This window comes from Stutzerimonas stutzeri (assembly GCF_000952685.1).
In the GTDB taxonomy this organism is placed as follows: Bacteria; Pseudomonadota; Gammaproteobacteria; order Pseudomonadales; family Pseudomonadaceae; genus Stutzerimonas; species Stutzerimonas stutzeri_E.
On sequence record NZ_JYHV01000004.1, the window covers coordinates 142,254 to 168,170 of the forward strand.

24 protein-coding genes are annotated in these 25,917 nt (G+C 63.3%); 20 read left to right on the top strand and 4 right to left on the bottom strand.

Features of this window, described 5'->3' with window-relative positions; all coding sequences use genetic code 11:
* Positions 1-261: 261 nt before the first annotated feature.
* The 3 genes from UF78_RS01525 (at position 262) to UF78_RS01535 (ending at position 2,621) form a co-directional block, all read left to right on the top strand.
* A complete protein-coding gene (locus UF78_RS01525) occupies positions 262-1,536 on the top strand; it encodes a PQQ-dependent sugar dehydrogenase (protein ID WP_045160269.1) in 1,275 nt (424 codons plus the stop codon).
* Positions 1,537-1,633: 97 nt separating this feature from the next.
* The gene (locus tag UF78_RS01530; RefSeq protein WP_045160270.1) at positions 1,634-1,951 is read left to right on the top strand and encodes a c-type cytochrome; all 318 of its coding nucleotides are present in this window, start codon (positions 1,634-1,636) and stop codon (positions 1,949-1,951) included.
* A gap of 211 nt (positions 1,952-2,162) precedes the next feature.
* Positions 2,163-2,621 carry a DUF1456 family protein gene (locus UF78_RS01535; protein ID WP_045160271.1) on the top strand — a complete coding sequence of 153 codons (459 nt, stop codon included), beginning with the start codon at positions 2,163-2,165 and terminating at the stop codon, positions 2,619-2,621.
* 82 nt (positions 2,622-2,703) lie between these two features.
* Here the strand turns inward: UF78_RS01535 and UF78_RS01540 are convergent, their stop codons facing one another.
* Positions 2,704-3,093 (bottom strand): DUF4168 domain-containing protein, encoded by a 390-nt coding sequence (locus UF78_RS01540; protein WP_045160272.1) that lies wholly within the window; start codon positions 3,091-3,093, stop codon positions 2,704-2,706.
* A gap of 152 nt (positions 3,094-3,245) precedes the next feature.
* On the opposite strand from UF78_RS01540, the gene UF78_RS01545 reads away from it, so the two are divergent.
* Both UF78_RS01545 and UF78_RS01550 read left to right on the top strand, forming a co-directional pair.
* Positions 3,246-4,733, top strand: a complete 1,488-nt coding sequence (locus UF78_RS01545) for an ATP-binding protein (protein ID WP_045160273.1) — start codon at positions 3,246-3,248, stop codon at positions 4,731-4,733.
* On the top strand, positions 4,726-6,120 hold the full coding sequence (locus UF78_RS01550; protein ID WP_045160346.1) for a sigma-54-dependent transcriptional regulator: 1,395 nt from the start codon (positions 4,726-4,728) through the stop codon (positions 6,118-6,120). Before UF78_RS01545 ends, UF78_RS01550 begins: the two co-directional genes overlap by 8 nt.
* Positions 6,121-6,206: 86 nt before the next feature.
* On the opposite strand, the gene UF78_RS01555 is transcribed toward UF78_RS01550, so the two are convergent.
* The 3 genes from UF78_RS01555 to UF78_RS01565 form a co-directional block, all read right to left on the bottom strand.
* A complete protein-coding gene (locus tag UF78_RS01555; protein WP_045160274.1) occupies positions 6,207-8,564 on the bottom strand; it encodes a putative bifunctional diguanylate cyclase/phosphodiesterase in 2,358 nt (785 codons plus the stop codon).
* Positions 8,551-9,639 (bottom strand): polyamine ABC transporter substrate-binding protein, encoded by a 1,089-nt coding sequence (locus UF78_RS01560; RefSeq protein WP_045160276.1) that lies wholly within the window; start codon positions 9,637-9,639, stop codon positions 8,551-8,553. The genes UF78_RS01555 and UF78_RS01560 overlap by 14 nt, the downstream gene beginning before the upstream one ends.
* A gap of 209 nt (positions 9,640-9,848) precedes the next feature.
* Positions 9,849-10,424 carry an antibiotic biosynthesis monooxygenase gene (locus UF78_RS01565; protein ID WP_045160277.1) on the bottom strand — a complete coding sequence of 192 codons (576 nt, stop codon included), beginning with the start codon at positions 10,422-10,424 and terminating at the stop codon, positions 9,849-9,851.
* Positions 10,425-10,894: 470 nt separating this feature from the next.
* Here UF78_RS01565 and UF78_RS01570 point away from each other — a divergent pair, with 470 nt between their 5' ends.
* From UF78_RS01570 to UF78_RS01640, 15 genes are all read left to right on the top strand, one after another.
* Positions 10,895-12,445, top strand: coding sequence for a T6SS phospholipase effector Tle1-like catalytic domain-containing protein (locus UF78_RS01570; protein ID WP_045160278.1), 1,551 nt, complete (start codon positions 10,895-10,897; stop codon positions 12,443-12,445).
* Positions 12,445-13,101 carry a DUF2931 family protein gene (locus tag UF78_RS01575; protein WP_045160348.1) on the top strand — a complete coding sequence of 219 codons (657 nt, stop codon included), beginning with the start codon at positions 12,445-12,447 and terminating at the stop codon, positions 13,099-13,101. The genes UF78_RS01570 and UF78_RS01575 overlap by 1 nt, the downstream gene beginning before the upstream one ends.
* A gap of 190 nt (positions 13,102-13,291) precedes the next feature.
* Positions 13,292-13,666 carry a CDP-alcohol phosphatidyltransferase family protein gene (locus UF78_RS23075; protein WP_230623564.1) on the top strand — a complete coding sequence of 125 codons (375 nt, stop codon included), beginning with the start codon at positions 13,292-13,294 and terminating at the stop codon, positions 13,664-13,666.
* 201 nt (positions 13,667-13,867) lie between these two features.
* Complete coding sequence (locus tag UF78_RS01585) at positions 13,868-14,467, top strand: lysophospholipid acyltransferase family protein (RefSeq protein WP_045160279.1); 600 nt, start codon at positions 13,868-13,870, stop codon at positions 14,465-14,467.
* Positions 14,464-15,408 carry a phosphatidate cytidylyltransferase gene (locus UF78_RS01590; protein ID WP_045160281.1) on the top strand — a complete coding sequence of 315 codons (945 nt, stop codon included), beginning with the start codon at positions 14,464-14,466 and terminating at the stop codon, positions 15,406-15,408. The genes UF78_RS01585 and UF78_RS01590 overlap by 4 nt, the downstream gene beginning before the upstream one ends.
* 250 nt (positions 15,409-15,658) lie before the next feature.
* The gene (locus UF78_RS01595; protein ID WP_045160282.1) at positions 15,659-16,618 is read left to right on the top strand and encodes a PfkB family carbohydrate kinase; all 960 of its coding nucleotides are present in this window, start codon (positions 15,659-15,661) and stop codon (positions 16,616-16,618) included.
* The gene (locus tag UF78_RS01600) at positions 16,611-19,013 is read left to right on the top strand and encodes a glycoside hydrolase family 65 protein (RefSeq protein WP_045160283.1); all 2,403 of its coding nucleotides are present in this window, start codon (positions 16,611-16,613) and stop codon (positions 19,011-19,013) included. The genes UF78_RS01595 and UF78_RS01600 overlap by 8 nt, the downstream gene beginning before the upstream one ends.
* 112 nt (positions 19,014-19,125) lie before the next feature.
* Positions 19,126-19,614: a Na+/H+ antiporter subunit E gene (locus UF78_RS01605; RefSeq protein ID WP_045160284.1), complete on the top strand. Its 489-nt coding sequence runs from the start codon at positions 19,126-19,128 to the stop codon at positions 19,612-19,614.
* Positions 19,614-19,865: a monovalent cation/H+ antiporter complex subunit F gene (locus UF78_RS01610; protein ID WP_045160285.1), complete on the top strand. Its 252-nt coding sequence runs from the start codon at positions 19,614-19,616 to the stop codon at positions 19,863-19,865. Before UF78_RS01605 ends, UF78_RS01610 begins: the two co-directional genes overlap by 1 nt.
* The gene (locus UF78_RS01615; protein ID WP_045160286.1) at positions 19,858-20,154 is read left to right on the top strand and encodes a cation:proton antiporter; all 297 of its coding nucleotides are present in this window, start codon (positions 19,858-19,860) and stop codon (positions 20,152-20,154) included. Before UF78_RS01610 ends, UF78_RS01615 begins: the two co-directional genes overlap by 8 nt.
* Positions 20,147-21,058 (top strand): hydrogenase subunit MbhD domain-containing protein, encoded by a 912-nt coding sequence (locus tag UF78_RS01620; protein ID WP_045160287.1) that lies wholly within the window; start codon positions 20,147-20,149, stop codon positions 21,056-21,058. Before UF78_RS01615 ends, UF78_RS01620 begins: the two co-directional genes overlap by 8 nt.
* The gene (locus UF78_RS01625) at positions 21,055-21,336 is read left to right on the top strand and encodes an NADH-quinone oxidoreductase subunit K (RefSeq protein ID WP_045160288.1); all 282 of its coding nucleotides are present in this window, start codon (positions 21,055-21,057) and stop codon (positions 21,334-21,336) included. The genes UF78_RS01620 and UF78_RS01625 overlap by 4 nt, the downstream gene beginning before the upstream one ends.
* Entirely contained in the window at positions 21,333-22,757 is a 1,425-nt protein-coding gene (locus UF78_RS01630) for a complex I subunit 5 family protein (RefSeq protein WP_045160289.1), read from the top strand. The genes UF78_RS01625 and UF78_RS01630 overlap by 4 nt, the downstream gene beginning before the upstream one ends.
* The gene (locus tag UF78_RS01635) at positions 22,754-24,250 is read left to right on the top strand and encodes a complex I subunit 5 family protein (RefSeq protein WP_045160290.1); all 1,497 of its coding nucleotides are present in this window, start codon (positions 22,754-22,756) and stop codon (positions 24,248-24,250) included. The genes UF78_RS01630 and UF78_RS01635 overlap by 4 nt, the downstream gene beginning before the upstream one ends.
* Positions 24,247-25,899 (top strand): proton-conducting transporter membrane subunit, encoded by a 1,653-nt coding sequence (locus UF78_RS01640; RefSeq protein ID WP_045160292.1) that lies wholly within the window; start codon positions 24,247-24,249, stop codon positions 25,897-25,899. The genes UF78_RS01635 and UF78_RS01640 overlap by 4 nt, the downstream gene beginning before the upstream one ends.
* Positions 25,900-25,917 lie beyond the last annotated feature (18 nt).

Genomic DNA, 25,917 nt, shown 5'->3' on the forward strand with positions numbered 1-25,917 from the left:
AGCGGCAGCTCTGAAATAATTTGAAATAGGACATTGCAAGCTTGACGGACCATTTACTGAGCAGCAGTCGTCTTCGACGCAATTGCTTTAGGGTCGAGGAGCAGCAGGAGCGCTGATGCAGTCGCCTGGTAATGGCCTGGGATGACGCTACGCTGTGATATAGCTCACGTTTCAATGTAGTTCATGCGCGCAGCTGCGCAGGCGCCGAGCACAACAATAAACCTCGTCCAGCGAGACGATTCCTCAATGAGGTTGGTGCCCATGAAATATGCTCCCGTTAGCTTGATCGCCTTTGCCATGTGTGTGGCTGGAGCTGCCTTGGCTGCGCCCACCAGCGACGAAGCGTTGGAGCGCATGCGGTCGATGAAGACGACCGGCCAGTCGCTCGACATGAAGACCGTGCCGCAGGACGGCGAGATCGCCGATGCCATTCGCCAGAACCTTAAGCGCATCAAATTACCGGAAGGCTTCAAGATCGAGCTGTACGCGGTGGTACCCGGCGCGCGGCACATGGCGGTGGGACCGTCCAGCGGCGTGGTGTTCGTCGGCACGCGCAAGACCGATCTCTGGGCGGTCACCGATCGCACCAAGAACCGCACCGCCGATGAAGTGAAGCGCTTCGCCCCGGCGATTTCCTTCACGCAGCCAGGGCCCTGTTTCAGTCCGGACGGTTTCCTTTTCGTCGCCGAGCACAACCGCGTACTGGTGTTTCCGGCGGCGGAATTTTTCTACGAAGGTCCGGATGTCGCGGCCGACATCGTGGTGCCGACCGGCGAGCTGATCCCGACCGACGAGGAGAGCTACAACCATGGCGCGCGGGTGTGCGCTGTGGGGCCGGACAACAGACTCACCGTCTCTCTGGGCCAACCGCATAACGTGCCGCCGAAAGACAAGCTCGAGCTGTACAACCAGCACGGCATTGGCGGCATCGTGCGCATGGAGCGCGACGGTAGCAAACGTGAGGTTTATGCCACCGGTATACGCAACTCGGTGGGGATCACTTACCACCCGACCAGTAAAGAGCTGTGGTTCACCGACAACCAGGTGGATGGCATGGGCGACGACAGTCCGCCCGGTGAAATCAATCACGCGCCGAAGGCTGGGATGAAGTTCGGTATGCCCTGGTACGGCGGCGGTCAGGTACGCACCACTGAGTACGCCGACGAGACTCCGCCGGAGGGCCTGACCTTCCCGGTGGTGGAAACCGTGGCCCATGCGGCCGACATGGGGTTGCTCTTCTATACCGGCAAGATGTTTCCAGAGAAATACCGCGGTGGCCTGTTCAGCGCGCAGCGGGGCAGCTGGAATCGCACCGTGCCGGCTGGTGCGCGGGTGATGTTCACCCCATTTCCCGCCGACGGCTCGGCACCGGCCGGCGAGACGCAGCCCTTCGCTGAAGGCTGGCTGGACGAGGAAACCGGCGAATACTACGGCCGCATCGTCGATGTGGCGCAGCTGAAGGATGGCTCGCTGCTGGTCAGTGACGACACTGCTGGGGCGATCTATCGGATTTCCTACGAGGGCGGTTCGGACTGACGTCAACCTTTTCTGCCTGGCCGTCTGGTTCGCTCATCCGAGCTCGGCGGCGTCGTTCACGGGAGACACTCGTATGGTTAGAAATCGTCGCGGCGGGATGCTCGTACCCTGGCTGATGCTGCTGACGCTGCTGTTCACGACCGAGGCGAGGGCGGCGGATATCAATGCTGGGCAAGCCAAGGCCGGGATGTGCACGGCCTGCCATGGCCTCGACGGATTGAGCAAGGTCGCCGATGCACCGAATCTGGCGGGCAACGGCGAGCTCTATCTGGTACGGCAGCTCAAGGCCTTTCGCAGCGGTGAGCGCAAGCATCCACAGATGTCGCTCGTCGCCGCCGGCCTGAGCGATGACGACATCGCCAATCTGGCCGCCTGGTACGCGGCGATCAAGGTCAGTGTCGAGCTGCCGCAATAGCACGCGCGCGCATTGCCCAGCCGTGGGCATTGATCGCAGCATTTTCCTGAAATGCCCTGCCTATCCTCTATACTCGCGGCCCATTCAGGCCGGCCTGCTTTCATTGCTGGCATCAGACCGACCCGCCGGTGACCGTTTGACGGCCGCTCGCAACGAATCAACAGATCGAGCCGCGGCGTCGCGCGCTCTCATCCACGAAGAAGGATTGCCCATGGTCAATAACGATGTGTTGCGCAGCCTGCGTTACATCCTGAACGTAAGCGACGCGAAGCTCGTCGAGATCACCCGTCTGGCCGGCTACGAAGTTGGCGAAGCCGATATGGTCGCCTTCCTGAAGAAAGATGACGAGGAGGGCTACAAGCTCTGCAGCGACGAAGTCATGGCGCACTTTCTCGATGGCCTGGTGATCTACAAGCGCGGCAAGGACGAAAGCCGTCCGACCCCGCCGATCGAGTTGCCGGTGACCAACAACATGGTGCTGAAGAAGCTGCGCGTAGCCTTCGAGTTGAAGGAAGACGACATGCACGCTGTCCTCAAGGCGGCCGACTTTCCGGTATCCAAGCCGGAGCTCAGCGCGCTGTTTCGCAAGGTCGGGCACAGCAACTACCGGGTCTGCGGCGACCAGCTGCTGCGCAACTTCCTCAAGGGGCTGGCGCTGCGCGGTAACTGATCGGACGGTTTGTTCGCCGGGCCATTTCCCGGACCGAAAAAGCCCCGCCGATGCGGGCGGGGCTCGTTGAACCTGCGATCGCTTAGTTCTGAACCATCGCAATGACCCGGTCACGCAGTTGCGGGTCGTTTTGTACCGCCTGGTTGATGGCGTTGTATTCCTCGATGCTGAGGTCGTTTTCCACCACGGTGTTCATCATTTTCTCGTTGGCTTCTTGCTGCAACTGCTGGGCCTCGGCTGGGTCACCGGTCTTTTCCAGCTTGGCGGTGAAATCCTCGCGGATCTCCATGATCTCGCCCAGCGAGTCGGCGAACTTCTCCAGCTTCTTGTCGCTGATGTCTGCTGCCTGCACCCCGGGTGCGGGTTGTGTGGCCGGCGCCTGATTCGCTTCCTGCGCCACTACCTGAGAGGCACCGGCGGCGATAAGAAGGGCGGCGAGGCTGGAAACGAGGCGGGCGTTTAGCTTGGTCATGTGCGGTTCATCCTGCGATTTAAAAGACACAAGGCGCAGTGCATCAGCCATGCCAGACCGGGTCGTTAGTTCCAAGCTATTGATACCAAAAACATTTCTCCATCCGTCCTGACGCCCTCGACGCTGCAGGACACGACCTGTATCGTGCCAGAATGGCACATGTAGCAGTTTGGCAAAGAACTTCGACGTTACGCGGCGCGCTGTTGTTGAAGGTAGTGGTGCCCCTGGTGGCGATCATGCTCGGCTTCAGCTATCTGCTGCTGTGGACGGTCGAGCGCAACAGCGAGCGGCGTTTGCAGGAAGAGGTCGAACTGGTGGCGCGGGCGGTTCGGCTGCCACTCAGCGACAGCCTGGAAAAGCAGCACGACCGCACCTCACAGCAGGTATTGGAGTCGGTGCTCGGCGTCGGCCGCGTCTACGGCGCCTATCTCTATGACGATCAGGGCGAGCTGGTGGCTTTTGCCGGGGCCATCGAACCGGATCAGGATCAGTCCTCCATTCAGGAACTCACGGCCGACGGTAAGCGTCGCGGTGGTTATCAGCGCATCCGCGGGCGCGAGGTCTATTCCTATTTTCTCCCACTTGAACAAAGTGGCGGGCGCATCAACGGCCTGTTGCAGGTCACCCGGCGCTGGAACGATTTCGAGAGCGATACCCGGCGCTTGCGCATGATCGCGGGTATTTCCGCCGCGGTGCTGGCGCTGGCCGCGGTCTGCATCGTTCTGCTCGGCCATTGGTCGGCGATCGGGCGCCACTTGCAGCAACTGACGCAGAGCATGGCGAGGGTCGCCTCCGGTGATCGTCAGCATCGCGCGCCGCGCAGTGGCCCGCAGGAAATCGCCGTGCTCGGCCGCGCACTGAACCGCATGCTCGACAGTATTGCCGACGCGGAGCAGCGCATGGCCGAGCAGAAGGCGCGCGAGGCGGAACTCGAGAGTCGGTTGCGGCGCACTCAGCAACTGGCGGCGGTAGGCCGCTTGGCTGCAGGCGTGGCGCATGAACTGGGCAGCCCGCTCAGCGTCATCGATGGCAAGGCCCAGCGCGTCTTGCGCAGTGAGACGCTGGAGGACGGCCAGCGCAAGGGGCTGCTGCAAATCCGCAGTCAGGTGCAGCGGTTGAGCGAGATCGTCCGTCAGTTGTTGGACTTTGGCCGCGCTGCCGGCCGCCCGCCACGGCGCATGCCCGCCGATGTGCTGGCGCATTCGGCGGCCGCCGCGGTGGCCGACGAGCTGGCCACGTTGAAGGTCGAGCTGCAGCTCCAGGCACCAGCGGCTGCCCTGTATTGCGAGGTGGACCCGCCACGTTTCGAGCAGGCGTTGACCAACCTGCTGCGCAACGCGGCCCAGGCCAGTCCGGGCGGACGGGTGGCGCTGCGCTGGTGGCAGGAAGCCGATTGCCTGATCTTTCAAGTCGAGGACGACGGGCCGGGTGTGGCCGAGCAACACCGCGCCGCGCTGTTCGAGCCGTTCTTCACCACCAAACCGGTGGGTAAGGGCAGTGGGCTCGGACTGGCCGTTGCGCATGGCGTAGTGGCCGAGTGCGGTGGCCGTCTCGAGCTGGTCGAGAGCCCGCTGGGTGGCGCGGCGTTTCGTATTTCCCTGGCGCTCGCCAATGAGGATGACACTCATGCAAATGGATGAAATCGCCCCGCAGCGGGTGTTGGTCGTGGAGGACGACGACAGCCTGCGTCAGTTGCTGGTCGAAGAACTGGAGGATCGCTCACTGCAGGTGCGTGCCGTGGCGAGCGCAGAGGACGCCGTGCCGCTGCTCGACAGTTGGGAGCCGGAACTGCTGATAAGTGACCTGCGGTTGCCGGGCGCTGATGGTATGGCGCTATTGCGGCGGGTCAAGGCGATGCAGGCCGCGCCGGCGTTTGTGGTGATCACCGCGTTCGGCAGCATCCAGCAGGCGGTGGCGGCGTTGAAAGAGGGCGCCGATGAATTCCTCACCAAGCCGCTGGATCTCGAACACCTCGGGCTTGCCGTGTCGCGCGCGCTGGAGACGCGGCGGCTACGCGACGAGGTGCGGCGCTTTCAGCAACTGCTCAGCGATGACCGCTTCCACGGCATGCTTGGCCGCAGTCGGGTGATGCGGGAACTGTTCGACCAGATCAGGCAGTTGGCGCGTGCCGCCGGGCCTGTGCTGGTGATTGGGGAAAGCGGCACCGGTAAGGAATTGGTCGCTCGCGCTGTGCATGCTGAGAGCGAACGGGCGCAACGACCCTTCCTGGCGATCAACTGTGCAGGCTTGCCGGCCGAGCTGCTGGAAAGCGAATTCTTCGGTCACGCGGCCGGTGCCTTCACCGGTGCCAGCCGCGCGCACAAAGGGCTGTTCCAGCAGGCCGACGGTGGCACGCTATTCCTCGACGAAATTGGCGAAATGCCGTTGCCGCTGCAGGCCAAACTGCTGCGCGTATTGCAGGAGGGCACCATTCGGCCAGTGGGCGGCGAGCGCGAACTGAGCGTCGATGTGCGCATCATCGCGGCCAGCAACCGGCCGCTGGAAACCGCTGCCGGCCGCGAGTCGTTTCGCGAAGACCTTTTTTTTCGCCTGGAAACCTTCATCCTCCAGGTGCCGCCGCTGCGCGATCGCGAGGAGGACCGCGAGTTGCTCGCCGCCGGCTTCGTCGCCCGCTTCGCTGCGCGCGACGGTCGGCCGGTGCGCGGTCTGTCGCGCACAGCCCTGGAACAGCTGAGGCGCTACCCCTTTCCCGGCAATGTGCGTGAGCTGCAGAACGCCATGGAGCGGGCGGTCACCTTCTGTCATGGCCGCAGCATCGAGCTGGAGCACCTACCAACGCGCATCGCCAGCTACCAGGAGACCGCGCCCGAAGCCCGCTCGGATGAACTGCTCGGGCTGATGATCGACGGGCCCTTGCTGCCTACGCTGGACGAGCTGGAAATGCGCTACATCCGTCACGTGCTGGAGCGGGTCGAGGGCAACAAACGACGTGCCGCTGCATTGCTTGGGATCGGTCGGCGCACCCTGTATCGCCGGCTGGGCGAGAAGGAGCAGGACGAGGCGTAAGTCAGCCGTTAACTTCGCCCATGGTTCGCGGCTTCGAGCGGGGCTCGGCATCCTGATGCCGCACCCGATTAGCCCCCCTGCGCCTGTCAGCGCAGGGCGACCATCTGCGGTTCCAGCTGCAGTTCGGCCGAGCGATTGCGGATCGCCACCCATTCAAGCAATGCGGTTACCGAGCGCGGCGGTGAAATCAGGTAACCCTGAAACAGATCGCAGCCGGCCTGCAACAATGCGGACTGCTTTTCCAGCGTATCCACGCCTTCGGCATTGACCCGTTTGCCCTGGGCCTGACAGAACGCGATGATCGCCTTCAGGCTCTCCTGCATTTCAGTACGGGTCAGACGTTCGACGATCGCCATGTCCAGCTTGATGGTATCGGCCGGGTATTCGAGCAATTGCTGGATCGACGTGTAACCGACACCGAAATCGTCGATGGCCACTCGGAAGCCGGCCATGCGGATCGCGTGCACCACTTCCATGGTGTTACGGCTCAGCTCGGCGGCGTAGGTCTCGGTGAGTTCGATCTCGATGCGGTTCGGGCAGATGCGGTAATGCGCGGCGCGCTCGATCAGGTAGTTGCACAAACGGTCATCGGTCAGCTGCGCCGAGGACACGTTGATCGCCAGAATCACCCCCTCGCCAAACAGACGAACCAGTTCTGGGTAGCCCGCCAACGCATTGTCGATCACCCAGCTGTCGATCTTCGGAAACAGCCCGGCGCGCTCGGCGATAGGAATGAACTCTCCCGGCGATACCGTGCCCAGCAACGGCGAATGCCAGCGCAGCAGCACTTCGCAGCTGGCCACGGCCCCTTGGCGATCCACCGCAGGCATGTAAACCAGGCGGAACTGCTCGTCGCCATCGAGCAGGCGCAACTGTTCCTCCACCAGGCGGATGCGCTGGTTGCGTTGCTCGAGCTCCGCCGAAAAGGCCACCGCGACGTTCTTGCTCTCGGCCTTGGCCTGATACATCGCGGTGTCGGCACGGGTCAGCAATTGGGTGATCGTGTTGGCATCGGTGGGATAGCGGGCAGTGCCGATACTGACGCTCACCGGATAGATGCGATCGTCCAAGTGAAAGCCGCCTCGGCACAGGCCCAGCAACGCGTCGGTGAGTGCCGGCAAGGTATCGTTGCCGGCATCGGCCATCAGCAGTACGGCGAATTCGTCGCCGGAAAGGCGGGCGAACGCGGCCTCGGTGTCCGGGTGGGTCTGGTGGTGATGTTCGAGCACGCCCTGCACGCGTTTGGCGAAGATTTGCAGCAGCGCATCGCCTGCATCGTGGCCGTGCTGGTCGTTGACCTGCTTGAAATCGTCCAGATCGAGAAACAGCAGTGCCAGCTGTCGACCGCTTTGTGCGCACTGATCGTACATGGCGGTGGCCAGTACGCCGAAGTGGGCACGGTTGCTGATGTGGGTCAGGCTGTCGGTCCAGGAAATCTCCTGGATACGCTGCAGCGCGGCGGTGTTGCGCTCGTGGAGGGTCTTCATGTTCAGTGTCAGGCGACCGATCTCACCGCCGTCGCTGGGCTCGTCCAGGGCGTCGCGCTTGCACAGCAGCAGGTCGGTGAGCTGGCTGTCGAGGTGGCTGATGGGGTCGGTGATGTAGCGGCGGATCAGCAACAACAAGAGCCCGATGGATATCAGGCAGATGAGCGAGCCGCCGACCAGAAAGGCCAGGCTCAGCGTTTGCAGACGTGCGGCAATGTAATCGGCCGGCGGCGTCAGCCGTGCATGCAGCGAACGTGACAGCTCGATATCGGCTGACAGACCCGGCGGGGCCGACGGCAATTTGGAGGCGATCTCGATTTGCGCGCCGTATTCCTTTTCCAGGCGCTGCTTCAGCGCGACGAAGCGGTCCGGTCGCACGGCCAGTTGCACGGCAAAGGCCTCCGTGCGCTGGCTTGGTAATGGCCGGCTGTTGGACGCCGACAGCAGAAAGTCGGTGTCCAGCAGTAGCGGTCCGCCATCGGCGCCGTCCAGGTAGCTCATAGTGCCCGTGTCGGCAGCCTGCCTGGCCTCGCGAACGAGCTGTTGCTGCCTGGCGCTCATGGTGGCGAATGGCGACAGGCTGCTTTCGAAGTAATACGCCGCCTCACCGTCGGGCTGGACGATGGCGAACGAGACGAAGGACAGCCGGCTTGTGGACAATGAGCGGATGCTTTGTTGAATACGCAAGCCCAGCGTCTCGTTGCGGTAGCCGGTATTGGTCTCGCGCAGAAACAACAATAGCGCCTCGCTCTCCATGATCGAGTTGAGCACGCTGCGGTTGAACGCCTCGTAGTCCAGGTACGCGGACTTCAGCATGGACAACTGTTGTGCCAGACGCGCCTCTTCGAGGCCGAACAGGGAAGCCCGCTGGGTCAGGTAGGCAGTGGTCGCGGCCAGCAGCTGAATGATCAGGATGACCGGAAAGATCACCAGCAGCGCGCGCTTACCGAGCGTCATGGGCGTTTATCAGTGCGCTGATGATGCGCCGCCGCGTCTGCGTGGCTTGCGGTGGGCGCGTCTCGAACGTCTGGCTGCGCTCCAGTACGTCCTCTGGCGGATAGATGGTCACATCCTGGCGGATCGCGTCCGGCAACAGGGCTCGGGCCGCGGCGTTGGGAGTCGCGACGCCCAGTTCGGTGGCGTTCAATGCGGCGATCTCGGGATCGCTGATGAAGTTCAGGAAGCGGTAGGCCAGGTCCTTGTTCGGCGTGCTTGCCGGAATCGACAGGCAATCGACCCACAGCAACGTGCCTTCTTGGGGCACTACATAGCGCCAGGGCTCCCCTTCGATGCCCTCGGTCTGGTTGAGTACCTGCTGATCGCCGCTGTAGGCCAGCGCCATGTCGGCCTGGTCGAGGTAGCGCCGCCGCCCCAGCGAGGTGATTGCGTATTCGTAGGTCAACACAGCGCTGGCCTGCGCCCGGAGCAGCTCGAACGCCGCCTTGAGTTCGTCATTATTCGAGGTGTTGATTGAGCGCCGTTGGAAGAGTAACGGTGCGGCGAGAATATCCTCGTGATCTTCCATCATGATGATGTGCGGCTTCTCGCGTTCGGTCGGCTGCAACAGTTCAGCCCAGGATTGCGGCGCCTCGGCGAGGCGATCCGCGCGATAGGCGATGCCCAGGGTGCCCCACAGGTAGGGCATGCTGTAACGCCCGCAGCTGTTACGCCAGCGCTGCGAGACGTTGCTCAGATTGGGTAGTGGCGTGTCGCTGATGGGCTCGAGCAGCCCGCGTTGGCCGAATCGATCGGAGCTGATCAGCTCGGTCAAGGCAATGTCGATCTGATGGTCCGGTTTGGCAAGGATCTCGTCGCGCTTGTCCCCGCTGTCGAAATAGATCTGCTGGATGCCCACGCCGGTTTCATCCTGCCAGCGCTGTATTACTGCTTCGCTCAGGTATTCCTCCCAGTTGAGCAGCGTCAGGGTCTGCGCCGCGCGAACGCCGGTCGATGGAAACATCAGGCCGAGGGCGACCAGCGCCGCGACGCCGAGGCGTCGGCTGTAAGAAGAGCCCAGGTTCTTGTTGTTCATCCATTGCTCCATTCGCTATGGCACTGCCCGACCTCGCCCTTGGTTTCCCGGCGGGGCGTGGCGGTGCTCGCCTGCTTTCAAACACCTGCGTATCGGCTCGAGAAGTACCGAGGGCTGAGCACGCGGGCATCAATCGGCTATCGGCTCACCTAGATGGCACTTTAATGGCGTCAGACGAATGGCGACAATATCTTTGTGGGCTGTTCCGATCAGCGGACAGGAGCCGCTTGTTTGCCGTGGCGAACGCGCGGGCGAGGCGGTGTCTGTAGCCAGGCGGTCAGCAGGCGGGTGGAGAGTGGGATGAATAGATAAGTCATCAGCGGCGTCAGCGCCAGCGTGGAAACCAGGATGCGCATTACCAGGCTGAGCTCGCTGAGTGCGCCGCCAAACAACAGGTTGAACAGCAGCGACACGGGAAAGAACGCCAACCAGATCGCCACGCTCTGCTTCCAACGAGGCGGTGTTGGGCTGTCGACGCCGCCGAACCAGGCGTCGATGCCGCGAGCGCGTTGCTCGTGGGGCTGGCCGAACAATTCGCCACCACGCTGCAACCAGGCCCGGCGTGAAGCGGAGTGCTCCCAGGTGTCGAGGGTTTGTTCGTCGGCGAAGCGGAAGACGATCTGGAATTCGTCGTCTCCGGGCGGCGGGGCCAGCACGCCGGAGCCGAGGTAGCCGGGAAAATCCGCAGCCAGCTGTTCGCCTTCGTGCAGCCAGGCGAGTAGATCTTGGTAGCGGCCATCACGCACACGGCGGGCCACCATCAGGGTGACGGGTTCGGTAGACATCGTGTATCTCCAGCATCGGACCGGCTACCCGGATAGGGTTTTCGGCAAACGCAGCGCCGGGGTGATGGGCTGCGTTATGGCTCAGGCAAGGATCATGCCCTGGTCTTCAGCACGCGCCAGACCTTGTGAGGTCGGCGCATCCGAAGGCGACGGCGCACTATACGGAGAATTTTTGCACTTGGAAGGGGCGTTCACGCCGGGAATGGGGCGGCGGCACCCGGCGTCCCGGGCCAGTACCGATTCCGCTACGCGTTTCGGCGAGATGTTCGCCGGTAAACCAGGACCGCCCCGCCTCCGTGTGCTGCTGGATACATCGCGGAACCGCAACGTCGGATGCACACTTTGTGAACGACGCGCTTGAAACGACGCCTGCGCTCAGTCCTACTAGAAGCCATGGCGCGTGCCTGTCCGGTGACGCCAACCGACGCCCTGCAATGGGCGGAAACTTCCAACCAAGGATGGTGGAAACAATGAGTGGTTACGTACCCAATATCCCGAGGGCCAAGCGCGACGCCGAGCTGAAGGAGGTCCAGCCCACCGAAATTCATGCCGAGCGCTGGGCCGAGTACGAGCTCCACAGCAGCCAACCGGCCAAATCACCCGAGAAGATCAAGCTGGCCTTGCGTATCGGCGTGTTCTTCGACGGCACCCTCAACAACGCCACCAACGCCGCGCTCGGTCTGGCATGTGGCGCCCATCACCCGATAGCGGCCGAAGATCTGAATTCCACCTGCAAGCCATATATGGCCGAGCCGGACAGCAGTTACGGAAATGATGTGACTAATGTGCGGAAGCTGATGAGCCTCCATATCGACCGGACCGATGCGGAAGATGGCGGCCCGCAGCGGCACATAGCCCTAAGGATCTATATCGAAGGAATCGGTACGGACAGCGGCGAGGAAGACAGCGCATTGGGCTATGCCATGGGGCGAGGCGCTACCGGCGTTCGCAGCTGCGTCCAGCGGGCATTCACCATGATCGGTGCCGCTATCGGTCGCGCCAAGGAGGGGAATCCCGACGGCGAAATTACTTCTCTGACCTTTGATACCTTTGGTTTCAGTCGCGGTGCTGCAGCGGCGAGGCATTTCGCCAATGAAGTCGTCAAAGGCAAACAAGGCCCTCTCGGTTCGGTATTGCAAGGCAACGCGCGCGCCTTCAGTAAAAGTTTCGTCGACCGCTACGGACGTGACATCAACGTCGGTTTTATCGGCCTGTTCGATACGGTAGCTTCGGTTGGCGGCTTAGCGAATCTGGGTAACGTCAGAAGCGCCACCACGCCATGGCTGAACCTGCATCTACCGCGCAAATACTTCGCGAATGTGGTCCAGCTGGTGGCGCGTGACGAGATACGCGCCAACTTTCCACTGAGCGAGGTCAGCCCGGACCACCCTGAGATCGTTCTGCCGGGCGTGCACTCAGACATCGGCGGAGGCTATCTGGACGATGCCGAAGAGCGAGTGCTGGTCAGCCCGATGCAGGCGCTGGTGGTGGGTCAGCGCGTCGATGTAACGACAACGTCCATCTACCAGGACGCGGTCGAGGCCAGGCAGCGGATGCTTGCCGAGGGTTGGCCGTCTGCCATGCTGGAGATCATCACCCCGGAGGCACTACTACTGCCGGTCGATCCGCAAGATCGGTTGGCGCCTCGGCAAAAGCGGGTATATGTCGGTCTGCAACTCAAGCGCAGGGTGAGTAATGCGCTATCGCGCGTCTATCTCCGAGTCATGCACGAGTTGGCAAGAAAGAATGGCGTTAGGTTTGATGATATTCCCGATGAGCCGCAATATCTCATTCCCGATGAGTTGTCAGCGATGTCCGACCGGTTTATTCGGGGCGACTACGCTCTGGCTGATGAGGAAGAACGCATTCTTAAATATCGTTATATACATGTTTCGGCACATTGGAATAATCCGTTCGGAAAGAAAGATTCTAGCGGGCTTAACTTGATCTACTTCAATGCGCCTAATTCCAGTGGGGTGCGTCAATTTCATCCTCACGTAGCTGAATGGACTTTACTGTGATTAAACTTTTTTTTGCCCTTGTCGGGATCCTGTTTTTATCGGGTTGCCAGTCTGATCCGTTATCAGGCGAGCACGATCCAAAGGATCCGTGGTGGAGCCTGGAGTTTTTTGCGCCGCTTTACATGACTGGTTGGGTTGAGGCGAGCTGGGTCGAGGATATTCACGGCGAACTGTTCAATCATGGCAGTGGTGGAATTATCGGGACTGGTAATCATGGATATGACAGTGAGCTGGCTAGAGGTTGGCCCAGGGGTAAGTCAGGAGGTATTCAGGGGGTAGTCGGCGCAGATCTGCCCAAGCGTGTCTATGTACGTTGGCAATCCATCGTGGAGCCGCAAACTTATCGAGTATGGATCGATATCCCTGAGAGAGCTCGGCAGCTTATGCACATGTCGACTCATCGGCGTTGCCCGGAAACACCGGGCCGCCCGGCCCTATACTTAGCGGCCCTTCATCTGGGTTTGGCGCCGGGCGGTATTGTGCAGGTATGGACTCGGGATGAATGCAACAGGCCGGTCAAAATCGCCCGTGCGCAAGCTGAAATCGAGCCGCTCGGTCCTTCGCAAGGGAAGACTGATGGGCGATACGCTTACAAGATCAATGAAAAAACCAAGCGATACATCGACAAGTACGGCATTCCTTACGGCAGCTGGTAGAGATGGAGAATGCTCAGGTAACTATGCGCACGGTGCGGCATAACGAGCAGAATTATTTCGAGTGCAGTTTTCTCGATAAATACGAGATAGCAGCTTTCGCTTTAAATCAAATGCGGATAAATACCAGGGAAGGGAGCGCCAAATGCAAGACAACCGAAGACCCGTTACGTCCCGATCGCAAGGTTGGGCAATGAAACTTGCCACGCTTCTAATCAACCATGGCATCTCCCCTAATCAGATCTCGGTTGCGAGTATCGGATTCGCGGCAGCGGCGGCTGCCAGTATGGCGGCGTCTATCGGTGTACTCGCTTCGCTTGTGGCGATCACATTCATCCAACTCAGGCTGGTATGTAACCTGCTCGATGGGATGGTGGCCATCGAAGGCGGGAAGCAATCGGCGCTGGGCAGCCTGTATAACGAATTTCCGGATCGCATCGCAGACAGCCTGCTGATCGTTTCGTTACGTTGGGTATGCAGCGGCCAATCCTTCGCTTGGCTGGTTTGCCGCGCTCGCCGCTGCTTTGACTGCCTATGTGCGGGTGTTTGGCGGAGCGCTAGGGCTTAAGCAAACCTTCGTCGGTCCCATGGCCAAGCAGCATCGCATGGCGGTCATGACGGCTGGCCTGGCGCTTAATATTCCAGAGTCTCTTTTGTTCTCCACACACCATAGCCTGTTTGTCGCGCTGATCACTATCGCGGCGGGCTCCGTCGTGACTTGTGTCTCCCGCACCCGAATAATCGCTGGTCAGTTGAAGGAGGCCCAGTGATGTGGATCTCCGCCCTGTTGATTTCGATTTTGCGGCTACTGCTGGGGGCCAGCGCTCGCTTCGAAAGCACGCCAGACCTGTCCGGTCAGCGCATCTATTTCGCCAATCACACAAGCCATATCGACACGCTGGCGATCATGGCGGCCCTACCGAAGGAGGCGAGGCTCAACACGAAGCCCGTTGCGGCAGCCGATTACTGGGGCAAAAACAGGTTTCTGAGATACATCGCAACGCGTGGGCTCAACTCGGTACTGATCAATCGCCAATCGAAAGACGGTGAAGATCCGCTGGAGCCGGTGCGCCAGGTGATGGAGCAGGGTTGCTCGGTGATCATCTTCCCCGAAGGGACGCGCAGATTTCAGGCGCTTCCTGGCGAGTTCAAATCAGGTCTTTACCGACTCCATAGGGCGTTTCCGCAGGCGCAGCTGGTCCCGATCTATCTGGACAACCTTTATCGCTCGATGCCGAAAGGCAAGCACGTGCCCCTGCCGATCATCTGCACCATTCGGATCGGCGATCCGCTTGCGGTTCTAGAGAACGAAGAGATCGGCGACTTCTTGAGCAGAGCCCGCGAAGCGGTGGTGAGGCTTGCCCAATGATGATCGAGAACAAGTTCTACCTGTTGATGGCCGGGGTCGTTTCCCTTTTGGCGGTCGCCACCGTCGCGGGGATGATTCTGAAGCGCTTGGTCAAGACGGAAGGCTCGATTGCGACGGTCGACAACCTGAATCTGAGAGTCAACGCCTGGTGGTCGATGATCGCGATTTTTGTCGCCTCGTATCTGATGGGGAACACGGCGACGGTGGTGCTGTTCGCATTCGTGTCGTTGTTTGCCCTGCGAGAGTTCATCTCCCTGACTCCTACCCGGCTAGGCGATCACAACGCACTGTTCGCAGCCTTCTTTATTCTCATCCCCTTGCAGTACGTCTTCATCGGTATCCACTGGTATTCGATGGTCACGTTGCTGATTCCGGTTTATGCGTTCCTGTTCTTGCCGTCGATTGCCGTGCTGTCACAAGAAACCGATGGCTTTCTCGAGCGCGCGGCCAAGATCCAATGGGGCGTCATGATCACGGTGTATTGCATCAGCCATGCGCCGGCGCTGCTCATTCTCGATCTCGAGGGGTTCAAGGGGCAGAACGCCCTGCTGCTGTTTTATCTCATGTTCGTCGTTCAGATCAGCGACGTACTGCAGTACGTGTTCGGAAAACTGTTCGGGAAAACCAAGGTTGCGCCTGTGGTCAGCCCATCCAAGACAGTGGAAGGGCTGGTCGGCGGCGGCTTGGCGGCAACGCTGGCGGGCGGCGGCATGTACTGGCTCACGCCGTTCAGCTTCTATGAATCGGTGGCCATGTCCTTCGTGATCGTGGTGATGGGCTTTTTGGGTGGTCTGACGCTCTCGGCGATCAAGCGCAGCCTGCAAGCCAAGGATTGGGGCACCATGATCAAAGGCCACGGGGGCATGCTGGATCGGATGGACTCGGTGTGCTTTGCCGCGCCGGTATTCTTTCATCTCACCCGTTATTTCTTCTCGGTTTGATGTCCATCCGCATCTGCAGTGACGGCCTTTTTCGGTTTGGATTGCCTGGATTGATCACTGCGTCGTGATGCGCTGTCGGGCGGTATCGTTCTATTCCAACAGCCTGCCGAACGATCGAGCGCCGTCCCACCGGGCCACACGTCACGGCTGACGGACGCGACCTGACTGGACTGCCGCGCTCAGCGAAACGCGAACCCTGGGCGACGGTTCAGGTCCGTTGAAGGACGAGCCTGATTCACCGGAGCCTGTCATGGACCGCCTCACGCTGCTGTCGCTGGGCAGCATTAACGCCGATTTCCAGGTGCGAGTCGATGAGCCGCTTGGCCATCGCGAAACCCTGCTGGCCCATGATCTGTGCCGCCTGTCCGGCGGCAAGGCCAGCAATACCGCCTACCTCGCGGCGGGCTTCGGCCACCGCAGCATCCTGCTAGGCCGAGTGGGTGACGACGCATTGGCCGAGCAGGCGCTTGGGCCGCTGCGCGAGGCTGGCGTTGAGGTGAACTGGGTCGGGCATGCCGAAGGGCGATCCACCGGCGTGTCGATGATCATGGTGCCGCCGGACGCGAAGAAGCAGATCGTCCTGGCCACGGAGGCCAACGACTGCTGGGATGACGCGGCTGCCGACGCCATGGCCGCCTGCATTGACGGATGCGAAACGCCGGCCAGCCTGGTGCTCGATTATGAAATTCCGGGTTGGGTCGTACGACGCGCCATCGAGGCTGCGGCACGCAAGGGTGTGCAGACGGTGCTCGATCCGTCCTTCCCCGTTCGTCTCGAGCGCGACCTGTTGGGCAAGCTGCACGCCATCACGCCGAACCTGGCCGAAGCCGAGGGGTTGGTTGGACGTGCCATCGGCTCGGTAACGGAGGCTGCCAGCGCTGCGCGCGAACTGCAACGGTCAGGCACGCCCATCGTCTGCATCAAGTTGGCCGATGGCGGCTGCGTGCTAGCCCACGAGCAAGAACTGCTGCATATCCCGCCGGGCGAGGTGGAGCCGGTGGACACAACCGGTGCTGGGGATGCCTTCACCGGCGTCTTCGCCATCGCGCTGCTGGAAGGCCGGTTGCCTCGAGAGGCCGCTGCCTGGGGCGTGGCGGCGGCCAACTTGGCGGTCACCGGCTATGGCTCGCAAGCGAGTTACCCGGCACGTAAACAGGTGGAGCAGATGGCGAACGGTCTGCTGGAGCGAGCGAGGGCAGTCGATGGGTAATCGGCAAGTGCCATGCAAGCTGCTCTTCGATCATTACGATCCGGCCGATGAGCGCCGCCGCGAGGCGCTGTTGGCCCAGGGCAACGGCCTGTTGTCCTGCCGCGCCAGCGCACCGGAAGCGTCTGCGTGGCCTGCTGCCCGCGACGGCGATCACTACGCCGGCTTCTATCGCGCCGGCTGGTATGACCAGGCACCGCGGGAGGTCAACGGCAGAGAGGTGCAGATGGCGGCGCTGGTCAATCTGCCCGATCCCTTCGGACTGAGCTTTGCGCTAGATGGCGGCGATTGGTTCCGTCTCGATGGCGTCGAATTGCATGAGTATCGCCAGTCGCTGGCGCTGGACAGCGGGCTGCTCGAACGCGAGCTGGAATTCGAGCTGGGTGGTCACAGGTTGCGTCTGCATGAAACCCGCTTCGTCAGTATGGCCGCCTCGCAGCTCGTGGTGTTGCGTTGGGAGTTGAATATCCCGCCGCAAGTCGACCGGCTGCGCTTGCGCACTGTCCTGAACGGTGGCGTCACGAATGCCGCTATCCGGCGCAATCAGGCTTATGAAGGGCCGCGGCTGCGTGACGTCGTGCTGCAGCACGAAGAGGACGGGCGCGCCGCGCTTGGCGCCGGATTGGCCGATGATCAGCGCCGGCTGGTGATGGCCACCCAGGTACTCACGCCGGGGATGGATCTGCGTTGGCAGGGCCGGCAGGCCGAGCAGAGGCTGCAGCAGGAGGCCGAATGCCGCCGTCCCGCTGACGGCCGGTTGATCATCGAGAAGCGGGTACTGGTTCGGGTCGATCAGGAGCGGCCGGCGGAGGATCGCGTGGCGCTCGCGCAGCTACTCGAGCAACTGCCGGGCGACAGCTTCATCCATTTGCATCGGGCGCACAGCACTGCCTGGGCACGGCTCTGGCAACGGATGCGCATCGATGCCGATGACGCGCGGCTCGAGCTGACGCTGCGCTTTCATGCCTTCCATCTGCTACAAACGGTGTCTCCACACAGCGTCGGGCATGACATCGGCTTCCCACCGCGCGGATGGACGGAGGGCTACTACGGTCAGGTGTTCTGGGATGAGCTGTTCGCTTTTCCGTTTCTCGCCACACACTTCCCAGAACTGGCGCGCAGCCTGCTGGATTACCGCCATAGACGCCTGGATAAGGCCCGTGAGCGGGCGCGTCGGGCCGGACTGCGGGGCGCCCTGTTTCCCTGGCGCAGCGCCCGCAGTGGCGAAGAGGAAACGCCGCCCCGGCAGTTCAATCCGATGTCCGGACGCTGGATGGCCGATCACACCTACCTGCAGCGACACATCGGCTCCGCGGTGGCCTACGACGCCTGGCAACTGTACCTGGCGACCGGCGACGAGGCGCTGCTGGCCGGGCCTGCCGGGGAAATCATCATCGAAGTTGCGCGTTTCTGGGCCAGTCTGGCGCGCTTTGACCCGGCGCGGCAGCGCTACCTGATCGGCGGCGTGATCGGCCCGGATGAGTACCACAACGGCTACCCCGACGCCGCCGAGCCCGGCCTGGATAACAACGCCTACACCAACCTGATGGCGGTCTGGACCCTGTGCCGTGCGCTGCAGGTACTGGAGCTGTTGCCTGAGTCCCGGGCTGCCGAATTGGCCGATCGGCTGCAATTGACTGCGGATGAGCTCAGTCGTTGGACGCAGATCAGCCGTCGCATGTACCTGCCGTTCATCGACGAGGATGTGCTCAATCAGTTCGACGGCTTCGAGCAGCTGCAAGCGCCGCCGCAGCAGTGGCTGCACGGGGATCGGCCGCGTCTGGATTGGATGCTCGAAGCACGCCACGACAGCAGCGACCGCTACCAACTGACCAAGCAGGCGGATGCGCTGATGGCTTATCACCTACTGTCGCCGCCGGCACTGGAGGCGTTGTGCGAACGGCTCGGCTATCACCATGACGAAAAGAGCCAGCGGCGCACGCTTGCCTATCACCTGGCCCGTATCACCCATGAGTCGAGTCTGTCCAATGTGGTCTGTGCCGGTGCCCTGGCGGCGGTCGACGGGCCGGCGTCGTGGACCTATTTCCAGCAGGCGCTGAACACCGATCTGCATGCGCCGGGCAACTCGGGGACCCAAGAGGGCGTGCATCTGGGGGCGATGTGTGGCGCGTTGGACGTGTTGCAGCGCCACTATCTCGGGGTTCGCCTGGAACTTGATGGGCTGCACATCTTTCCGGCAGCGCCGCCAGCATTGGGCGATCTGACCTGGCAGTTGGTCTACCGCCAGGCCTGGATCGAACTGCAATTGCGCGGTGGGCAGCTGCGGGTGACTTCCCATGGCGACAATCAGCGGTCGGTACCGGTGCAGCACGCCGCGGGGCTGTCGCTGCTTGAACCTGGCCAGGCGCTGCTGGTGCCATGTCGGGTGGACGTGTGAGGCGCGGCATGCGGCCGTCTTGCCGACAACGCAGCGATCCCAGCCAGCGCCAATCTCGACAGAGCGCCGCGGCGACCCTTTCGGAGTCGGCCTGCTGCAAGGAGCAACAGTGATGGTACAGATCGGGATAGGCCGCTGGGTCGATGGGCTGGGTTGGGCGCTGCTCTACGCGGCGCTTTGGGCGCTGTTCGCCGAGGGTGGCGGTTGGGCGCTGGGGGTGCCGAGCATTCTGCTCGCTGTCGCGCTGTCACTTCGGCTTGGTTCGCGGCCCTGGCAGCCCGCCTTGCGGGCGCTGCCGGGCTTTGCCTGGTTCTTCCTCGGGCGCATGACGCTGGGCGCCTGGGACGTGGCGGTGCGCGCGCTGCACCCTCGACGGTCATTGCAGCCGGCCTGGCTCGACTACCGGCTACGCAGCGAATCGCCACGGGTACGGCTGCTGCTGTCGGCATTGGTCGGGCTGCTGCCGGGCACCCTGGCATCGCGGATCGATGCCGACTGCATGCGCGTGCATGTACTGGATCGACGGCAGCGGTGGGAGCCGACGGTGATCGAACTCGAGGATCGTCTGATGCGACTGGTCGGCGACGGAGACAACCGCTGATGGCGTTGTACTCGGCGCTGTTGCTGCTGACCATCGTCGTCGGGCTGGGCCGCGTGGTGCTGGGGCCGGGGCGGGTGGACCGGCTGCTGGCGATCCAGCTGTTCGGCACGGCCGGCACGGCATTGTTGCTGGTCCTGGCGCAGTGGCAGGAGCAACCCGCACTGCGTGACGTGGCGCTGCTGCTGGGCTTGCTGGCGGCGGTCGCCAGTGCCGCACTGGTGCAGCTGCTGCGACGGAGCCGTCATGATTGATCTGCTGCTGGCAGTGTGGAGCTGGCTGCTGCTGGTTGGCGGCCTGCTTTTCTTCGCGGCCGGTAGCATCGGTCTGCTGCGTTTTCCCGATACCGTCAGCCGTCTGCACGCCCTGACCAAGGCCGATACGCTTGGCCTGGGGTTGGTGATCGCCGGTCTGTCGCTTCGCGCCGACAGCCTGCTGGAAGTCGGCCAGATGCTGTTGATCTGGCTACTGCTGCTGGCCTCCAGCGCCACCGCCTGCCAGCTGCTGGCACGCCAGGCTGGCGAGGAGCCGGACGATGACTGAGTGGCTATTCGACGGCGCGCTCGGCCTACTGTTGCTCGGCCTTGCCTTTGGTGCGCTGCATGGACGCAACCTCTACGCCAGCGTGCTGCTGTTCATTGCCTTCGGCTTGGCGCTGGCGCTGATCTGGGCGCGCCTGGGCGCGGCAGACCTGGCCCTGGCCGAAACGGCCATCGGGGCGGGGCTGACCGGGGTGTTGCTGTTCGCAGCGTTGGCACGCCAACCGGGGCCGGCGGAGCTGCCGGATATCACCCCGGTCCGGAAGCGCCTCGCCGCGTCGATGGTGGTGCTGCCCTTACTGATCATGCTCGTGCAGGGGCTCGCGCCGATGGCCGATCGCACATCGGCGCTGCCGGCAGCCATTGACCGGGTGTTGCCGCAGACCGGTGTCAGCCATCCGGTCACCGCCGTGCTGCTTAACCTGCGCGCCTGGGACACGCTGCTGGAACTGGCAGTCCTGCTGCTGGCGCTGCTCGGCGCGCGCCAGCTGGGGCCGCGCAGCCTCGATCTGGCTGAACCCTGGCCGCTGTTGCGCGCCTGGGCGCGGGTACTGGCGCCGTTGCTGGTGCTGGCGGCGGGTTACATCCTTTGGCGTGGCGCCAGCGCGCCGGGCGGTGCCTTTCAGGCGGGTTCGTTGCTCGCGGCCGGGGTGGTGTTGCTGCGCTTGTCCGGGCTGCTGCCGAGGTTGCGCTGGTCCTTTGCGCCTTTACGGCTGCTGGTGCTGGGCGGCCTGCTGGTATTTGTCGCCGTGGCCGTCAGCACTGCCTGGCTGGGGGAGGGCTGGCTCACCTATCCGGACGGATCGGCCAAGTACGTGATCCTGCTGATCGAGGCGATGGCGACCCTGTCGATCGCGGCCAGCCTCAGCTTGTTGGTGATTGGTGACGGCGAGGAATCACCATCATGAGCAGTGCGCTGTTCTGGATGGGTGTCGGCGCCGCGCTCTGGCTGCTCGGGCTGCATGGCCTGCTGACCCTACGCCAGGCGCTGAGGCGGATCATCGCCTTCAATCTGATGGGCAGCGGCGTGTTTCTGGTGATGATTGCGCTGGCAACGCGTAGCCAGCCGAGCGATCCGCTGCTGGTGGCATTGGTGGTGACCGGCCTGGTGGTGGCGGTCAGCGCCACGGCATTGGCTTTGCGGCTGGCTGGGGTGGTGCAGGGCGATGGGGAGCGGCGCCTATGAGCCTGGCGCTCCTGAGCCTGATCCTGCCCTTGCTCGGCGGACTGCTGCTGGTTCTGCTGCAGCCGCGGCATAACGGCCTGTGGGTGATCGCCATCAGCCTCGCCAGCCTGCTGGCCGCGTCTGCCGCACTGCACCAGGCGATGCAACTGGGCCCGCAATTGCTGCACATTGGTGGCTGGGATACGCCCTTGGCGATCCGCTTCCAGCTGACTCCGCTGACCGCCTTGCTGATGGTGTTTACCGCCGGGCTGCATTTGCTGGTGGCGCTCTATGCCGCGCGCAGCCCGCATGCCACTGGCAGTGAGGATTATTGGCCGCTGTCCTGCCTGTTGCACGGCGCGCTGGTGGCGCTGTGGCTGTCAGCGGACCTGTTCAATCTCTACGTCACGCTCGAATTGCTCAGCCTCACGGCGGTTGCGCTGGTGGCGCTGGCCGGGCGCAAGGCCTACCGGCCGGCGTTCAATTACCTGATGCTGTCGCTGGCCGGATCGCTTGCCTATCTGTTCGGTGTCGCGCTGTTCTACGGCCGCTACGGCGTGCTCGATGTGCTGTTGCTGGCGGAACTGGCCGAAGCGGACGCCAGCACGCGACTGGCGCTGCTGCTGATGAGCGTCGGCCTGATGCTCAAGGCGGCCCTATGGCCGCTGCACCTGTGGCTGCCGCCGGCACATTCCGGCGCACCGACGGCGGTCAGCGCGCTGCTCTCGGCGTTGGTGGTCAAGGGCCCGATCTACATTCTGTGGCTGGTCTGGAGCCAGATCGCCCCGCCGGAGCTGGGCCGCCAGGCGGGTGGGCTGTTCGCGGCCGCCGGCATCCTTGCGCTGATTTCCGGCGGCTGGTCGGCGTTGCGCGCGCCGCGGCTGAAGATGCTGGTGGCTTATTCGACCGTCGCGCAGCTGGGCTATGCGTTGCTGGCGCTGGGACTGTTGTTGAGGTGGCAGGAGCCGCGCATGACGGCGGCGCTGTGGCTGTTCATCCTTGCCCACGGCCTGGCCAAGGTCTCGATGTTTCTTGCCGCGGGTGAGTTGCAGCGGGTGCTCGGCACACGTCGGGTGCGCGCGCTGAAGGGCGCCAGTCAGAACATGCCGGTGGCCATGGCGGCTTTCGCGGTGGCCGGCGCCAGCCTGATCGGCTTGCCCCCCAGCGGCGGATTTCTCGCCAAATGGCTGTTGCTGCAGCCGCTGTTCGAGCAACCGCAGCACTGGCCCTGGGCCTTTGGCGTACTGCTCGGCACGCTGATGTCGGCCGCTTACGTGTTTCGCGTGGTGGCGCTGGGGTTCGATCGCGCCAAGCCGAATCCGCCGAGTGTCGTGCCGGACCGCCTGGCGCAATGGCTGGCCATGCTGCCGGCCCTGCTGGTGCTGAGCCTGGCGCTCATCAGCGAACCGCTGCTGCTCTGGCTTGGTGGGGTGGCGCGATGAGCTGGACCAACTGGCTGCCGTTGACGATCGTGCTCAGCTCATTGCTGCCGGGACTGCTGATATTCACCCTGCGCGAAGACCAACAGCGGACCCGAGTGGCGCTCAACCTGTGCGGAGTCGGCGTCAAACTGGTGCTGGTGGGAGCGATGATTTACGGGGTCAGTCGCGGCCTGGAGTTTCGCTTCAGTCTGCCGTTCCTGCCCGGCGCGCCGCTGGTGTTGCAAGGCGATGCGCTGTCGCTGCTGTTCGTTGCGCTGTCCTCGGTGCTGTGGATGGCGACCACCGTCTACGCCATCGGCTATCTGGAAAAGTCACCGCTGCGCTCGCGCTTCTTCGGCTACTTCAGCCTCTGCGTCAGTGCCACCGTGGGGCTGGCGCTCGCGGGAAATCTGGTCAGCTTCCTGCTGTTCTACGAGATGCTGACGCTGGCCACCTTCCCGCTGGTGGTGCATCGCGGCACGCCCGAAGCGCTGCGCGCCGGGCGGGTCTATCTGGCCTACACGGTGGGCGGCGGTGCGCTGGTGCTGATGGGTGTGGCGCTGCTGCATGGGCTGGCCGGTGGACAGGATTTCCAGCCCGGCGGCTATCTCCTGCAGGCGGTGGGCGAGCACGGTCTAACGCTGCGCGTCGCCTTTGTCCTGTTGGTCGCCGGGCTCGGCGTCAAGGCGGCGCTGATTCCGCTACATGGCTGGCTACCGCAGGCGATGGTGGCGCCCGCGCCGGTCAGCGCGTTGCTGCATGCAGTGGCGGTCGTCAAGGCCGGCGCTTTCGGTATCGTCCGGGTGGTCTATGACGTGTTCGGCGCCGAGGCGCTGTTAAAACTGGACATGGCCGGGCCGCTGCTCTGGCTGGCCGCGGCGACCATCCTCTACGGCTCGTGGCGGGCATTGCAGCAGCAGGAACTGAAGAAACGCCTGGCGTACTCGACCATCAGCCAGGTGTCTTACGTGACCCTTGGCGTAGCGCTGCTCGGGCCGATTGCGGCGGTCGGTGGCCTGGTGCATCTGGTGCATCAGGGCCTGATGAAGGTGACGCTCTTCTACTGCGCCGGCAATTTCGCCGAAACCTTGGGGATTCTCCGCATCCGCGAGATGGATGGCGTGGGCCGACGCATGCCGCTGACCATGACCGCCTTCAGCATCGGCGCCCTGGGTATGATCGGCATTCCGCCGATTGCCGGTTTCGTCAGCAAGTGGGCGCTGGGGATGGGCGCACTGGAGGTCGGCCAGGACTGGGTGCTGCTGGTGCTGATGGGCTCGGCGCTGCTCAATGCCGGCTATTTCCTACCGCTGCTGTGGCGCGGCTGGTTTGCCGCCCCGGCCGACTGGCATGAAGACAACTGGCGCGAGGAGCGCTGGGAAACGCATTGGATGTTGTTGCTGCCGGCGTTGTTCACCGCAGCGCTGTCGGTGGTGGTCGGGTTGCTTGCCGGCACCGCGCTAAGCCCGCTGGGCTGGGCGCAGCTGATCGTCCGGCGGGAGTTCGACATATGAGTTCCTGGCTGTGGCTCCTCGTCCCGCTGGCTCCATTGCTGGTCGGCTTGGGCCTGCTGATCTGGCGCGAGCGGGCCCTCGGCTGGCTCTGGCTCGGTTGTGGGCCGGCGCTGGCGATGGTCGTCTGGCCGATGCCGACGCTGGATCTGCCAATGCTCTGGGAAGGCGTACGCTGGGGGGCGGATGATGAGCTGAGCCGCGCCTGGCTGGGCTTCACAGCGCTACTCTGGGGATGCGCCGGGGTATTTGCCGTCAGCAGTCAGCGGGACGACCCCAAGCGAATGCGTTTCTGGACGTTCTGGCTGCTGGCGCTGTCCGGCAACCTGCTGCTGATCATCGCCACCGATGCGCTGAGCTTCTATCTCGGTTTCAGCGCCATGAGCCTTTCCGCTTACGGATTGATCGTGCATCAGGGCGGCCCGGGTCCGCGCCGTGCCGGACGGCTGTACCTGCAACTGGCGATCTGTGGCGAGATGGCACTGTTGGCAGGGCTGATGCTGCGCAGCCATGCCGCCGATGGCGACTTTGCCTTTGCCGCCTGGCGGACACTGCCGATTGATGGTCTGACGCTACTGCTGTTGCTGATCGGCCTCGGGCTGAAAGCCGGGTTCTGGCCGCTGCACGTGTGGCTGCCGCTGGCGCACCCGGCGGCGCCGGCACCGGCCAGTGCGGTGCTCTCCGGGGCAATGCTCAAGGCGGGCTTTCTCGGCCTCTGGCGCTGTTTGCCGGAAGCGGATCCGTTGCTGTCCGGTTGGGCCGACGGGCTGCTTGCCGTCGCTATTTTCGGCGCCCTCTACCCAGCACTGCTGGGCTTCTGTGCAGGTAAAGCCAAGGCGGTTCTGGCCTATTCCTCGGTCAGCCAGATGGGCTATCTGCTGATGCTGCTGGCGCTGGTTTGGCGTCACCCGCAGCAAGTGCAGGCGCTGACTGTCGTGCTGGTTCTCTACGGCGTGCACCATGGGCTGGCCAAGGGGGCGTTGTTTCTCGCGGCCGGCCTGATCCATGCCGGACGGCTGCCCCGTACCGGCTGGCTGCTGCTGGCCGTACCGGCACTGGCGATCATCGGGCTGCCCTTGACCAGTGGCGGGGCGGTGAAGACGGCACTGAAGGAGGCCTGGCACGGCGGTTCGTTCGAGGCCTGGCTGCCCTGGTTGAGCCTCAGCAGCCTGACCACCGCTCTATTGCTGACGCGCGCCCTGTGGCTACTGCGCCGAGATGCAGCAGATGCGCCCCCGTCGCGGCCGCCGTTGGCGCAGCTGTTGCCCTGGGCACTGCTGAGCGGCCTGGCGCTGCTGCTGCCCTGGTTCTGGCCCGCCTTGCGTGCGCCCATGTTGCATGGCGTTTATCCAAGCGGCGTCTGGTCTGCGCTGTGGCCGCTGCTGTTGGCGCTCACGTTGGCGATGCTGGCGTTGCGGCTCGGCTGGAACGTCCCGTCACGGCTGGCTGCCGGTCCGAAGCTGACGCTCTGGTTATCGCTATGGCTCAAGCGGCTGCTGCAACGGCCGCCCTTGGTGGTGCCGAACGCGAACCCGGATCGGCCCCGTTGGCGGCGGCGGGAGCGACGCTGGAACCGCTTGTGGAATACCGGCACGCTCGCCATCAGCGCCTGGTTGCTGATGGCGCTGCTGTGGTTGGGATGGTTGTGGTGAGTCTTCTCACTATACGGG

Bases quoted from the DNA above. Each gene is read 5' to 3' on its own strand.
- UF78_RS01525 (WP_045160269.1), top strand. From the start codon at position 262: ATGAAATATGCTCCCGTTAGCTTGATCGCCTTTGCCATGTGTGTGGCT.
- UF78_RS01530 (WP_045160270.1), top strand. From the start codon at position 1,634: ATGCTCGTACCCTGGCTGATGCTGCTGACGCTGCTGTTCACGACCGAG.
- UF78_RS01535 (WP_045160271.1), top strand. From the start codon at position 2,163: ATGGTCAATAACGATGTGTTGCGCAGCCTGCGTTACATCCTGAACGTA.
- UF78_RS01540 (WP_045160272.1), bottom strand. From the start codon at position 3,093: ATGACCAAGCTAAACGCCCGCCTCGTTTCCAGCCTCGCCGCCCTTCTT.
- UF78_RS01545 (WP_045160273.1), top strand. From the start codon at position 3,246: ATGGCACATGTAGCAGTTTGGCAAAGAACTTCGACGTTACGCGGCGCG.
- UF78_RS01550 (WP_045160346.1), top strand. From the start codon at position 4,726: ATGGATGAAATCGCCCCGCAGCGGGTGTTGGTCGTGGAGGACGACGAC.
- UF78_RS01555 (WP_045160274.1), bottom strand. From the start codon at position 8,564: ATGACGCTCGGTAAGCGCGCGCTGCTGGTGATCTTTCCGGTCATCCTG.
- UF78_RS01560 (WP_045160276.1), bottom strand. From the start codon at position 9,639: ATGAACAACAAGAACCTGGGCTCTTCTTACAGCCGACGCCTCGGCGTC.
- UF78_RS01565 (WP_045160277.1), bottom strand. From the start codon at position 10,424: ATGTCTACCGAACCCGTCACCCTGATGGTGGCCCGCCGTGTGCGTGAT.
- UF78_RS01570 (WP_045160278.1), top strand. From the start codon at position 10,895: ATGAGTGGTTACGTACCCAATATCCCGAGGGCCAAGCGCGACGCCGAG.
- UF78_RS23075 (WP_230623564.1), top strand. From the start codon at position 13,292: ATGAAACTTGCCACGCTTCTAATCAACCATGGCATCTCCCCTAATCAG.
- UF78_RS01585 (WP_045160279.1), top strand. From the start codon at position 13,868: ATGTGGATCTCCGCCCTGTTGATTTCGATTTTGCGGCTACTGCTGGGG.
- UF78_RS01590 (WP_045160281.1), top strand. From the start codon at position 14,464: ATGATGATCGAGAACAAGTTCTACCTGTTGATGGCCGGGGTCGTTTCC.
- UF78_RS01595 (WP_045160282.1), top strand. From the start codon at position 15,659: ATGGACCGCCTCACGCTGCTGTCGCTGGGCAGCATTAACGCCGATTTC.
- UF78_RS01600 (WP_045160283.1), top strand. From the start codon at position 16,611: ATGGGTAATCGGCAAGTGCCATGCAAGCTGCTCTTCGATCATTACGAT.
- UF78_RS01605 (WP_045160284.1), top strand. From the start codon at position 19,126: ATGGTACAGATCGGGATAGGCCGCTGGGTCGATGGGCTGGGTTGGGCG.
- UF78_RS01610 (WP_045160285.1), top strand. From the start codon at position 19,614: ATGGCGTTGTACTCGGCGCTGTTGCTGCTGACCATCGTCGTCGGGCTG.
- UF78_RS01615 (WP_045160286.1), top strand. From the start codon at position 19,858: ATGATTGATCTGCTGCTGGCAGTGTGGAGCTGGCTGCTGCTGGTTGGC.
- UF78_RS01620 (WP_045160287.1), top strand. From the start codon at position 20,147: ATGACTGAGTGGCTATTCGACGGCGCGCTCGGCCTACTGTTGCTCGGC.
- UF78_RS01625 (WP_045160288.1), top strand. From the start codon at position 21,055: ATGAGCAGTGCGCTGTTCTGGATGGGTGTCGGCGCCGCGCTCTGGCTG.
- UF78_RS01630 (WP_045160289.1), top strand. From the start codon at position 21,333: ATGAGCCTGGCGCTCCTGAGCCTGATCCTGCCCTTGCTCGGCGGACTG.
- UF78_RS01635 (WP_045160290.1), top strand. From the start codon at position 22,754: ATGAGCTGGACCAACTGGCTGCCGTTGACGATCGTGCTCAGCTCATTG.
- UF78_RS01640 (WP_045160292.1), top strand. From the start codon at position 24,247: ATGAGTTCCTGGCTGTGGCTCCTCGTCCCGCTGGCTCCATTGCTGGTC.